Below are 12,511 nucleotides of genomic sequence, written 5' to 3'. Positions count from 1 at the left end.
ACGTGTTTCGTACCAGCGACATAGTCCTGATCGCCGTCATGGTTTCGGCGGCTGCCCTGACCTACAAGACCAAGCGCGAGGCCGAGGAGCAACTGGCGGCAGTGCACAAGATCCAGGCGCAGATCCGTTATGAAGAGGACACGATCGACCTGCTCAAGGCGGACTGGAGCCTGCTTACCCAGCCGTCGCGCCTGCAAAAGCTCACCGAAATCTACAAATCGCAACTCGGACTCGAGCCGGTCAATGCGCGGCAGATCGTCGGGCTGGACGATCTGCCGGCGAAGCCCGTCAACATCGAGGACCTTTCATCGCAGCGGCTGGGCGGCATGGCCGATGTCGGCGGCAAGGATCCCGTGGTGACCGGAGGCATCATCCAATGATCAGTGGATTTCCAATCGCCGCCAGATTTCCAAAGGTTGGGAGGCTGCTGAAGCGCGGTTCGAAGCCCGGTGCGGGCGGATCGATCGTGGTCGAAGGCGCCCGCAAGGCGACCGGTGGCAAGGGAAGGACCCGCATCGTCATGACGATGGCGGTGTTCTTCGGCATCTATTCTACCATTGCCGGGCGGTTGGTCTATCTGGGTTTCCAGAATCCCGACCTGTCGGGCGGCCCGCAGAGCCGGGTGACGGCATCGCGACCCGACATCGTCGACCGTAACGGCGAAGTGCTGGCGACCGACATCAAGACGGCGTCGCTGTTTGCTGAGCCGCGCCGCATCGTCGATGCCGACGAGGCGATCGAAAAACTGTCGACGGTGCTTCCCGAGATCGACTACGAGCAGACATACAACAAGCTGAAGAGCGGCGCCGGCTTCGTCTGGCTGCAGCGGCAACTGACGCCGAAGCAGCAGGCCGACATCATGCAGCTCGGCATCCCCGGCTTCGGCTTCCGCACCGAAAAGCGCCGGTTCTATCCGGCCGGCGAAACCTCGTCCTACATTGTCGGCCTCACCAACATCGACAATCAGGGCATCTCCGGCATGGAGAAATACATAGACGAACAAGGCTTGAGCGACCTTCAGGCGTCGGGCCTGGCGGTGGCCAAGGATTTGAAACCGGTGCAGCTCTCGATCGACCTGCGCGTCCAGCATGTCGTGCGCGACGAGGTCGCCACCGGCATGGAAAAGTACGACGCGATCGCGGCGGGCGCCGTCGTGCTCAACGTCAAGACCGGCGAGGTGCTGGCGATGGCCTCCGTTCCGGATTTCGATCCGAACAACCCCTATAATGCGCAGGACAAGGACCGGCTCAACCGAATGTCCGCAGGCCTCTACGAAATGGGGTCGACCTTCAAGAGCTTCACCACCGCCATGGCGCTCGATTCCGGCAAGATAACGCTGCAAAGCCGCTTCGACGCGTCGCGCCCGATCAGGATCGGCCATCAAACCATCCATGATTTCCATGCCAAGGGCCGGATACTGTCAGTTCCGGAAGTGTTCATCTACTCGTCCAATATCGGTTCTGCCAAGGAAGCCGAAGCGGTTGGCATCGACGGACACCGCGAATTCCTGCATCGCCTGGGAATCCTCGAGAAGATGCAGACCGAACTGCCGGAAGTCGCTCGGCCGACCGAGCCCAAGGTCTGGAAGCAGGTCAATTCGATCACCATCGCCTTCGGCCACGGCGTGTCGACGACTCCGCTACAGACAGCGGTCGGCTGCGCCGCGCTGATGAATGGCGGCTATCTGATGGACCCAACCTTCCTGCCTCGCACGCAGGAGCAGGCGATGGCGGTGGCCAAGAAAGTGGTCAGCGACAAGACGGTCGAGGGCATGCGCTATCTCTATGCACTCAATGCCGAAAAGGGATCCGGTCGCAATGCACGGGTGCCAGGATACCGGGTGGGCGGCAAGACGGGAACGGCGGAGAAGGTCGTCAACGGCCGCTACTCGAAGGAAAAGAATTTCAACGCCTTCGTTGCAGCTTTCCCGATGGACGATCCGCAATACATAGTGCTTACGATCGCCGACGAACCGAAGCCGGAAAAGCCCGGCATGGGTGCTACGGCCGCCTCGAACGCGGGCATCATGGCTGCAAACATCATCCGACGTGCGGCTTCCATGCTTGGCGTGAAGCCAGATTTCAGCCATGAAAATGGTGCAACGCTGGTTTCCTATCAGTGATTCTTCGGGCGCGCCGGCAACTGCGCGCTATTTTGTTGCGATGAACGGGGTTCGATGAAGCTGAAAAATCTAGCCGGTATCCTGCCTGTCGATGGGACAGCTCCCTTCGACATGGAGGTTACAGGGATTTCGTCGGATTCCCGCCAGGTAACAGAGGGCATCGTCTTTTTCGCGCTCACCGGCTCCAAGGCGGATGGCGCAGCCTATGCAGCCGACGCCGCAAGCCGCGGCGCTGCAGCGATCGTGGTCGGCAAGGGGAGTGCGGTCGCCGGGCTGCCAGTTCCGGTTCTTGTCGTAGACGATCCGCGCCTTGCGCTGGCGCAGAGTGCGGCCCGTTATTTCGGCAAGCAACCGCAAACCATGGTCGCGGTGACCGGAACCAGCGGCAAGACCTCGGTCGCCGCATTCACCCGGCAGATATGGGAGCAGGCGGGTTTCGCCGCCGCCTCGATCGGCACGACCGGCGTGGTGGCGCCGGGCCGCAACGAATATGGCTCGCTGACCACGCCGGATCCGGTGGCATTGCACAGGCTGCTCAAGGAGCTGGCGGAGGCCGGCGTCACCCACGCCGCGATGGAAGCGTCCAGCCATGGCCTCGACCAGCGCCGGCTCGACGGCGTCAAGCTTACGGCCGGCGGCTTCACCAATCTCGGCCGCGACCATATGGACTATCATCCGACGGTCGAGGACTATCATCGCGCCAAATTGCGTCTGTTCGACGCGCTGCTGCCGAAGGGCGCGCCGGCCGTCATCTTTGCCGACGACCCGTGGTCGGAGCCGACGATCAAAGCGGCGCATGCAGCGGGACTGAACGTGCTGACGGTCGGACGCCACGGCGATTTCCTGCGGCTGAAGCGGGTCGAGCACGAGCGCCACCGCCAGCGCGCCGAGGTTGAAGCGGACGGCGTTCTCCATGAAGTCGACTTGCCGCTGGCTGGCGACTTCCAGATTGCAAATGCGCTGGTGTCGGCCGGCCTCGCCATTTCGACTGGAACATCTGTTGCCAAAGCCTTGATGGCGCTGGAGAAATTGAAGGGCGCGCCGGGACGGCTCGACCTTGTCGGGACGGCCGCCAACGGGGCGCCCGTCTATGTCGACTATGCTCATAAGCCGGATGCACTGGAAAACGTGCTGGCTTCGGTGCGCCCCTTTACCACCGGCCGCGTCATCGTCGTATTCGGTTGCGGCGGCGACCGCGACCGGGGCAAGCGGCCGATCATGGGCGAGATCGCCACGAGGCTGGCCGATGTCGTCATCGTCACCGACGACAATCCCCGCTCGGAAGTCCCCGAGACGATCCGCGCCGCGATCCTGGCGGCTGCACCGGGGGCGATCGAGATCGGCGACCGGCGCAAGGCCATCCACCAGGCAGTCGGGATGCTTCACGCCGGCGATACGCTGATCGTGGCCGGCAAGGGCCATGAGGAAGGCCAGACCATCGGTGCCGAGACGCTGCATTTTTCCGATCACGAGGAAGTTCGCTCGGCGCTCAGGGAGCAAGCGGCGTGAGCTATCTGTGGACCTCCGAGGCGCTGGTTGCCGCCATGGATGGCCGGCCGCTCGGTCCGATGCCTGAAGGCATCGCCGGCATTTCCATCGACAGCCGCAGCCTGCAGCCGGGAGACGCCTTCTTCGCCGTCAAGGGCGAGGCCATGGACGGCCATGATTTCGTCACCGCCGCCATCAAGGCGGGCGCCGGCGTGCTGGTCGTCGCCGAGGGCAAGCTGCCGTCGCTGGGGCGGCTGACGGCACCGATGATCGTCGTGGAGGATGTGCTCGTCGCGCTGGAAAAGCTCGGCGTTGCGGCGCGCGCACGCTCAAAGGCGAGGGTGATTGCCGTGACCGGATCGGCGGGCAAGACCACCACCAAGGAAGCCCTGCGCCACGCTCTCTCCGCGGTCGGTACCGTGCATGCATCGGCCCAGTCGTTTAACAATCACTGGGGTGTGCCGCTGACGCTGGCGCGCATGCCGCAGGTTTGCGATTTTGCCGTCTTCGAGATCGGCATGAACCATCCGGACGAGATCCGGCCTCTGGTCAAGATGGTCCGGCCGCATGTCGCCATCATTACGCTGATCGCGGCCGCTCACCTCGGCTTCTTCCGCAACCTGGATGAGATCGCCAAGGCCAAGGCAGAGGTTTTCGAGGGACTGGAACCCGGCGGTGCCGCCCTTCTCAACCGCGACGATGCGCGCTGGAAGCTGCTGGAGAAGATGGCGAAAGAGGCCGGCGTCGAGCATGTTTACGGATTCGGCGAGAATGCCCGGGCGACCTTCAAACTGATCAAATGCGAACTCGATGCCGATCATTCCGTGGTAACCGCCAAGATTGGCGGGCATGAGATCGTCGCCAGGATCGGCGCGCCGGGCCGCCATATGGTGCAGAATGTGCTGGCGGTGCTGGGTGCAGCGCATCTGGTCGGAGCCGACGTCACCAGGGTTGCGCAGGCGCTGGCCGATCTTTCGCCCGAACGCGGACGCGGCAAACGCTATATGTTGCGCCACCCCAAGGGGCCGATCACGCTGATCGACGAGAGCTACAACGCCAATCCGGCGTCGATGAGCGCTGCAATGGCGCTGCTCAACACGACGCCGGTGTCGGGCGAGGGCAGGCGCATTGCCGTGCTCGGCGATATGCTCGAGCTCGGCGGCCATTCGGCGAAATTGCATGCCGCCCTTGCGAACCTGATCGTCGGCACCGACACGCGCACAGTTTTTCTCGGCGGCCCGGAAATGCGGGCGCTGGCCGACGTTTTGCCCGGCGAGATCAGGACGGAGTACCGCGCCGGCGCGGAAGATCTGAAACCGGTGCTTCTGTCGGAGTTGAGGCCGGGCGACGTGGTTATGATCAAATCGTCGAAAGGCATCGGTTTTTCAAAACTGGTCGAGGCATTGCTCGGCAAGTTTCCGGCGGAAGCCACAAACAGCAGACAGACCTAGGATCGGTCCGGGGACGCAAGCGCATGTTAACACTGCTCGTCGAATTTGCGGACAAGATCTCGGTCTTCAACGTCTTCCGCTACATAACTTTCCGCACCGGCGGGGCACTGATCACGGCGGCGCTGATCGTGTTCATCTTCGGACCGACAATCATCAATTCGCTGAGGCTGCGGCAAGGCAAGGGACAGCCGATCCGCGCCGATGGGCCACAGACGCATTTCAAAAAGGCGGGAACGCCGACCATGGGCGGGCTGATGATCCTGTCCGGCATCATCGGTTCGTCACTGCTGTGGGCGAACCTGTCGAGCATCTACGTCTGGGTGGTGATGCTGGTGACGCTGGGGTTCGGCTCGATCGGCTTTTACGACGACTACCTCAAGGTGACGAAGCAATCGCATCTCGGCTTTTCCGGCAAAGCGCGGCTGGGGCTCGAATTTGCCATCGCAGGCATCGCCGCCTGGGTGATTATGCATAACGGCCAGGCGCCGTTCTCGTCATCGTTGACATTCCCTTTCGCCAAGGAGTTTCTCGTCAATCTCGGCTGGTTCTTCATCCCGTTCTCGTGCTTCGTCATCGTCGGCGCCGGCAATGCGGTGAACCTGACCGACGGCCTCGACGGACTGGCGATTGTGCCGATCATGATCGCGGCCGCGTCCTTCGGCGTCATCGCCTATCTCTCCGGCAACGCGGTATTCGCCGAATATCTTCAGATCCATTTCGTGCCCGGTACCGGCGAACTGGCGGTGGTCCTTGGAGCGGTGATCGGCGCCGGACTCGGCTTCCTGTGGTTCAATGCGCCGCCGGCGGCCATCTTCATGGGCGATACCGGCTCGCTGGCGCTGGGCGGGCTGATCGGCACGGTCGCGGTGGCGACCAAGCACGAGATCGTGCTGGTCATCGTCGGAGGCCTGTTCGTTGTCGAGATATTCTCGGTCATCATCCAGGTCGGCTATTTCAAGATGACCGGCAAGCGCGTCTTCCTGATGGCGCCGATCCACCATCATTTCGAAAAGCTCGGCTGGACCGAAAGCCAGGTGGTGATCCGCTTCTGGATCATCGCCGTCATCCTGGCGCTGGTCGGCCTGTCGACCCTGAAGCTCAGATAGGAGGCCGCTTGATCCCCGCCGCATCCTTTTCAGGCAAGCGCGTTTCGCTCTTCGGGCTCGGCGGCTCGGGGATCGCCACGGCGCGCGCGCTGATCGAAGGCGGCGCAGATGTGCTGGCCTGGGACGACAATCCCGACAGCGTCGCCAAGGCTGGCGCGGTCGGTATTGCAACCGCGGACCTGCGCGGCGCGGACTGGGCGAGGTTTTCCGCCTTCGTGCTGTCGCCCGGCGTGCCGCTGACGCACCCGAAGCCGCACTGGACTGTCGAGCTCGCGCGGGGCTCCGGCGTCGAGATCATAGGCGATATCGAGCTTTTCTGCCGCGAGCGGACGGCGCGGGCGCCGGAAGCACCTTTCATTGCGATCACCGGCACCAACGGCAAGTCGACGACCACGGCATTGACGGCGCACATACTCAAGTCGGCCGGGCGCGACACGCAGATGGGCGGCAATATCGGCCGTGCGGTGATGACGCTCGATCCGCCGCAGCCCGAGCGGCACTATGTGGTTGAGTGCTCTTCCTACCAGATCGACCTTGCCCCCTCGATCAATCCGACGGCCGGCGTCCTGCTCAATCTGACGCCGGACCATCTCGACCGCCATGGCACGATGCAACACTACGCCTCGATCAAGGAGCGGCTGGTGGCCGGCAGCGAGACGGCAATCATCGGCGTCGACGATTCCTGGTGCGCCCAGATCGCCGACCGGCTGGAGCGGGCCGGCCGGCAGGTCATTCGGATTTCCAAGCGCCTGCCACTGACCGACGGTTATTTTGCCGACGGTACGAATTTAATGGAAGCCGTGCACGGCCGCTACAGCCGGGTCGCCTTCCTCGAAGGCATCGGCTCCTTGCGCGGCCAGCACAATGCGCAGAATGCGCTTGCCGCCGCCGCCGCCTGCCTCAAGGTCGGGCTCGAGCTCGGCGAAATCCAATCCGGACTGGAGAGTTTCCCGGGGCTGGCGCACCGCATGGAGCAGGTCGGCCGCAAAGGGCATGTGCTGTTCGTCAACGATTCTAAGGCGACCAATGCCGATGCCGCTGCACCGGCGCTGTCGAGCTTTGCGCGTATCCATTGGATTGCCGGCGGCCTGCCAAAGGAGGGTGGCATCGAGCCCTTGCGCGGCTTCTTCCCGCGCATCGCCAAGGCCTATCTGATCGGCGAAGCTGCACCGGCCTTTTCGGCGACGCTGGGCGAAGCGGTGCCTTACGAGATCTCAGGCACGTTGGCCGCGGCAGTCGAACACGCCGCCCGCGATGCGGCCAGGGATAGTAGCGGCGAAGCGGTGGTGCTGCTGTCGCCGGCCTGCGCCAGTTTCGACCAGTTCAAGAATTTCGAAGTGCGCGGCGAGGCGTTCAGGCAAGCCGCAACCGCCATTGATGGCGTGAAGCCCATCGGAGGGACACGATAATGCAAAGCCGTCTCGACAAAAGCCCGGTTGCGACCTGGTGGTGGACGATCGATCGCTGGTTCCTGGCGGCGTTCCTGTCGCTGATGGGGCTCGGCATCGTTTTGTCCTTCGCCGCAAGCCCGGCGGTGGCCGAGCGCATCGGGCTCGACAGTTTCCACTTCGCGACACGCCAGATTATCTTCACCATTCCGGCGCTTGGGGTAATGCTGGCCGTCTCATTCCTTGAATCCAGGCAGATCCGGCGCATGGCGCTGGTCATGCTGTGCATCATGCTGTTTCTGATGGTGGCGGTGCTCTATATCGGCGTCGAGGTGAAGGGCGCGCGGCGCTGGGTGTCGCTAGCCGGCCTGTCGATCCAGCCGTCCGAGTTCCTGAAACCGGCCTTCGTCATCATCTGCGCCTGGCTGTTCGCCGAGCACAAGCGCCAGCCCGACATTCCGGGCAATTTGTTCGCCATGTTGCTGCTTGCACTGGTCATCTCGCTGCTGGTGGCGCAGCCTGACCTTGGGCAGACCATGCTGGTGCTCGGCACCTGGGGGGTGATGTTCTTCATGGCCGGATTGCCGTGGCTGTGGATCGTCGCGCTGGGTGCTGCAGGCGTCGGCGGCGTGTTCGCCGCCTATGCAGTGTTCCCGCACGTTGCCGGCCGTATCGACCGCTTCATGACCGGCGAGGGCGACACGTTCCAGGTCGACATGGGCCGCGAGGCGCTGATCAATGGCGGCTGGTTCGGCGTCGGGCCGGGCGAGGGCACCGTCAAACGGGTCATCCCCGACAGCCATGCCGACTTCGTCTTCTCGGTCGCCGGCGAGGAATTCGGGCTGATCATGTGCTTCTTCATCATGTCCATCTTCGGCTTCATCGTGCTGCGCGGTCTCAACACGGCGCTCAAGGAGCAGGACGATTTCACCCGCTATGCGGTTGGCGGCCTGGTCACGGTCTTCGGCCTGCAGTCGGTCATCAACATGGCCGTCAATCTGCAGCTGATGCCGGCCAAGGGCATGACACTGCCGTTCATCTCCTACGGCGGCTCTTCGCAGATCGCGATCGCCATCTCGATGGGCATGGTGCTGGCGCTGACGCGCAAGCGCCCGGAAAAGCGCAAGCAGCTGGGCTTCATGCCGTCGCCGCGTGCGATGCCGGCGGAGTGAGATGGCGAAGGGGGTCATCCTGCTGGCGGCAGGCGGCACGGGCGGACACCTGTTCCCGGCCGAGGCGTTGGCGCACGAACTGACCAGGCGCGGCTGGACGGTGCATCTGGCGACGGACGAGCGCGCCGAGCGCTTTACCGGACAGTTCCCGGCAGCCGCCATCCATCCGATCCAGTCGGCGACGATGGGGTCGAAAAATCCTTTTGCCGTGCTCGCCGCGTTTTGGAAAATCTGGCGCGGCGTGCGGCAGGCATCGGCCGTCATCGCCAGCATCAAGCCCGCCATCGTGGTCGGCTTCGGCGGTTATCCGACACTGCCGCCGCTTTACGCGGCGACCCGGCGCAAGGTGCCGACGCTGATCCACGAGCAGAATGCGGTGATGGGCCGCGCCAACCGCGCGCTTGCCGGCCGCGTCGACGCCATTGCCGGTGGGTTCCTGCCTGAAGACAGCAGTGCCGCAGGCGCCAAGACGGTGACCACCGGCAATCCGGTCAGACCGCAAGTGCTGGAGGCGGCGAAGACACCTTATGCCGCATCGGCCGGCGAAGAGCCGTTCCGATTGCTGGTGTTTGGCGGCAGCCAAGGCGCGCAGTTCTTTTCCGACGCGGTGCCGGCGGCAATCGCCCGGCTTTCCGACGCACAGCGCAGGCGGCTGGCGATCACACAGCAGGCGCGCGCCGACGATGTGACGCGGGTGAAAGCCGCCTATGCCGCACTTGGCATTGGGGCCGAGGTGTCGCCGTTCTTCACCGACATGGCAAAGCGGCTGGCGGCGGCGCATCTGGTGATGTCGCGCTCCGGCGCATCGACCGTATCGGAAATCGCGGTGATCGGCCGGCCGGCGCTGCTGGTGCCCTATCCGCACGCGCTCGACCACGACCAGGCGGCGAATGCGGCGGCCCTTGCGGCAGCGGGCGGCGCCGAGGTGCATCCGCAATCCACGCTTTCGCCCGAGCACATTGCTGCGTTGATCGGGGCCTTGATGGATGATCCGGGCAGGGCGGCGACAATGGCCGCGGCGGCGAAATCATCCGGAAAACCGGATGCCGCGCGGTTGCTCGCCGATCTGACAGAGGCTATTGCGTCCAGGAAATCCGTTTCGGAATTCAGGAAGGAGACGCACGAATGAAGATGCCACAGACGATCGGCCTCGTGCATTTCATCGGCATTGGCGGCATCGGCATGAGCGGCATCGCCGAGGTGCTGCACAATCTCGGCTACAAGGTGCAAGGGTCCGACCAGGCCGACAGCGCCAATGTGCAGCGGCTGCGCGACAAGGGCATCGAATGCTTCGTCGGCCACCAGGCCGAAAACCTCGGCGAGGCCGAGGTGGCCGTCGTCTCCACCGCAATCAAGAAATCCAATCCGGAACTGAAGGCGGCGAGAGAGAAGTTGCTGCCGATCGTGCGGCGCGCCGAAATGCTAGCCGAGTTGATGCGGTTCCGCCAAGCGGTCGCGATCGGCGGCACGCATGGCAAGACGACGACGACTTCGATGGTGGCGACGCTACTCGAAGCCGGCGGGCTCGACCCGACGGTGATCAATGGCGGCATCATCAATGCCTATGGCACCAATGCCCGCATGGGCGACGGCGAATGGATGGTGGTCGAGGCCGACGAGAGCGACGGCACCTTCCTCAGGCTGCCGGCCGAGATTGCCGTCGTCACCAATATCGACCCCGAGCATCTCGATCATTACGGCTCCTTCGACAAAGTGCGCGAGGCGTTTCGTCAGTTCGTCGAGAATGTGCCGTTCTACGGCTTCGGCGTGATGTGCACCGACCATCCCGAGGTGCAGGCGCTGGTCGCCCGCATCGAGGACCGGCGCGTCATCACCTATGGCGAAAATGCGCAGGCCGACGTGCGCTTCACCAATCACCGCATGGACGGCCCGACCTCGGAATTCGACGTGGTGATCCGCGATCGCAAGACGCACGGCCAGATAACGATATCAGGTCTGCGGCTACCCATGCCCGGACGTCACAATGTCTCCAATGCGACGGCGGCGATTGCCGTCGCGCATGAGCTCGGCCTTTCGGCTGAGGCAATCAAGAAGGGCCTGTCGTCCTTCGCCGGCGTCAAGCGGCGTTTCACCCATACCGGTTCGTGGAACGGTGTCGATGTGTTCGACGATTACGGTCATCATCCAGTCGAGATCACGGCGGTACTGAAGGCCGCGCGCAGCGCCACCAAGGGCCGCATCATCGCCGTTACCCAACCGCATCGCTTCACCCGGCTGCGCGATCTGTTCGACGAGTTTTCCGTCTGCTTCAACGACGCCGATACGGTAATGGTGGCGCCCGTCTATGCGGCCGGCGAGGAACCGATCGACGGCGTTACGTCCGACGCACTGGTGTCGCGCATCCGCTCCGGCGGCCATCGCGACGCACGCTACATCGAAGGTCCGGCGGCGATCGGGCCGATCGTTCGCGAGGTGGCGAAGCCGGGCGATTTCGTCGTTTTCCTCGGCGCCGGCAACATCACCCAATGGGCCTATGCGCTGCCCAGGGAACTCGGCGGGACCATCTCATGATGCGCGGCCAGGCGTTGATCGAGAAGCTTGGCGACCGGCTTGCCGGACTGCGCGGCCGCATCACGCCCAATGCCGAGATGGACAAGATCACCTGGTTCCGAGCCGGCGGGCTCGCCGACGCATTGTTCCAGCCGGCCGACGAGGACGATCTTGCCGCGTTCCTGAAGGCGGTGCCCGAGGAAATACCACTGACCATCGTCGGCGTCGGCTCGAACCTGCTTGTCCGTGACGGCGGCGTTGCGGGCTTCGTCATCCGGCTTTCGGCCAAAGGCTTTGGCGAGACCGAAGTGATTGCGCCGACCATGATCAAGGCGGGCGCCGCAACGCCCGACAAGCGTCTTGCGGCCGTTGCCTACGAGGCCGGCATTGGTGGCTTTCACTTTTACCACGGCATTCCCGGCGCCATTGGCGGAGCGCTGAGGATGAACGCCGGCGCCAATGGCGTCGAGACACGCGAGCGTGTGGTCGAGGTGCGGGCACTCGACCGCAAGGGCAATGTTCATACGCTGAGCAATGCCGACATGGGCTATGCCTATCGCCATTCAGCGGCGCCGTCGGGGCTGATCTTCACATCGGCGCTGCTCGAAGGCGTTCCAGAGGATAAGGCGGCGATCAAGGCCGCGATGGATGCTGTCCAGAACCATCGCGAGACCGTGCAGCCGATCCGCGAAAAAACCGGAGGCTCGACCTTCAAGAATCCCGAGGGCACCTCGGCCTGGAAGGAAATCGACAAGGCCGGCTGCCGCGGCCTGATGGTCGGCGGGGCGCAGATGTCGCCGATGCATTGCAACTTCATGATCAACACCGGAACCGCCACCGGGTACGAGCTTGAATATCTCGGTGAGACGGTGCGTGCGCGCGTGCTCGAAAAATCGGGCATCCGGCTGCAGTGGGAGATCAAGCGCATCGGTAATTTTCGGCCGGGCCATGCGGTCCAGGAATTTCTTGGGCAGTTGCTTTAGGCAAGTCGACCGCCGTTGCTTTTCGGACTCATGAATTCACATTTTGCTGCCGTTTTTGCGGAAAGTGAATCCATCGGAATCGTAAGCACTTGCCAGCGAATCAACTCTCTGATTCTCTGCCCTGAAGCGTTTCCTGATTTGAGTCGTTTCGACGCGTTGCTCGCGTTTCCGTCTGGGGGGCAACCTGCCGGGAGACTCGGACTCAATGTTGCGGAAACACGGAGCGAAGTTGCTCGGAGTGTGAGTGTGCGCGATGTTTTTCGGGTCATGCACGATAGTGCGGGCCTGCT

General features: G+C 63.5%; 10 protein-coding genes. All 10 read left to right on the top strand.

Annotated features, from left to right (window positions below; genetic code table 11):
• Positions 1–2 precede the first annotated feature (2 nt).
• From ftsL to murB, 10 genes are read left to right on the top strand one after another with little or no spacing between them, the layout of a single operon-like run.
• Positions 3–380: a cell division protein FtsL gene (ftsL, locus tag NKJ13_RS09035; protein WP_254818995.1), complete on the top strand. Its 378-nt coding sequence runs from the start codon at positions 3–5 to the stop codon at positions 378–380.
• Positions 377–2,122, top strand: a complete 1,746-nt coding sequence (locus tag NKJ13_RS09030; RefSeq protein ID WP_352740806.1) for a peptidoglycan D,D-transpeptidase FtsI family protein — start codon at positions 377–379, stop codon at positions 2,120–2,122. Before ftsL ends, NKJ13_RS09030 begins: the two co-directional genes overlap by 4 nt.
• Before the next feature lie 54 nt (positions 2,123–2,176).
• Positions 2,177–3,631, top strand: a complete 1,455-nt coding sequence (locus NKJ13_RS09025; protein WP_352687570.1) for a UDP-N-acetylmuramoyl-L-alanyl-D-glutamate--2,6-diaminopimelate ligase — start codon at positions 2,177–2,179, stop codon at positions 3,629–3,631.
• Positions 3,628–5,061: a UDP-N-acetylmuramoylalanyl-D-glutamyl-2,6-diaminopimelate--D-alanyl-D-alanine ligase gene (locus NKJ13_RS09020; protein ID WP_352740804.1), complete on the top strand. Its 1,434-nt coding sequence runs from the start codon at positions 3,628–3,630 to the stop codon at positions 5,059–5,061. The genes NKJ13_RS09025 and NKJ13_RS09020 overlap by 4 nt, the downstream gene beginning before the upstream one ends.
• A 23-nt stretch (positions 5,062–5,084) precedes the next feature.
• Positions 5,085–6,167 carry a phospho-N-acetylmuramoyl-pentapeptide-transferase gene (gene mraY / locus NKJ13_RS09015; RefSeq protein WP_254818991.1) on the top strand — a complete coding sequence of 361 codons (1,083 nt, stop codon included), beginning with the start codon at positions 5,085–5,087 and terminating at the stop codon, positions 6,165–6,167.
• 8 nt (positions 6,168–6,175) lie between these two features.
• Positions 6,176–7,576, top strand: coding sequence for a UDP-N-acetylmuramoyl-L-alanine--D-glutamate ligase (gene murD / locus NKJ13_RS09010; protein WP_352740802.1), 1,401 nt, complete (start codon positions 6,176–6,178; stop codon positions 7,574–7,576).
• Positions 7,576–8,727 carry a putative lipid II flippase FtsW gene (gene ftsW, locus NKJ13_RS09005; RefSeq protein WP_023676765.1) on the top strand — a complete coding sequence of 384 codons (1,152 nt, stop codon included), beginning with the start codon at positions 7,576–7,578 and terminating at the stop codon, positions 8,725–8,727. Before murD ends, ftsW begins: the two co-directional genes overlap by 1 nt.
• Before the next feature lies 1 nt (position 8,728).
• Positions 8,729–9,856: an undecaprenyldiphospho-muramoylpentapeptide beta-N-acetylglucosaminyltransferase gene (gene murG / locus NKJ13_RS09000; RefSeq protein WP_352505599.1), complete on the top strand. Its 1,128-nt coding sequence runs from the start codon at positions 8,729–8,731 to the stop codon at positions 9,854–9,856.
• Positions 9,853–11,259: a UDP-N-acetylmuramate--L-alanine ligase gene (murC, locus tag NKJ13_RS08995; RefSeq protein WP_352740800.1), complete on the top strand. Its 1,407-nt coding sequence runs from the start codon at positions 9,853–9,855 to the stop codon at positions 11,257–11,259. Before murG ends, murC begins: the two co-directional genes overlap by 4 nt.
• Complete coding sequence (gene murB / locus NKJ13_RS08990; RefSeq protein WP_352687580.1) at positions 11,256–12,221, top strand: UDP-N-acetylmuramate dehydrogenase; 966 nt, start codon at positions 11,256–11,258, stop codon at positions 12,219–12,221. The genes murC and murB overlap by 4 nt, the downstream gene beginning before the upstream one ends.
• Positions 12,222–12,511 lie beyond the last annotated feature (290 nt).

Source organism: Mesorhizobium sp. M0174, assembly GCF_040322275.1.
Classification (GTDB): Bacteria; Pseudomonadota; Alphaproteobacteria; order Rhizobiales; family Rhizobiaceae; genus Mesorhizobium.
This window is presented reverse-complemented; position numbering and strand designations above follow the sequence as displayed.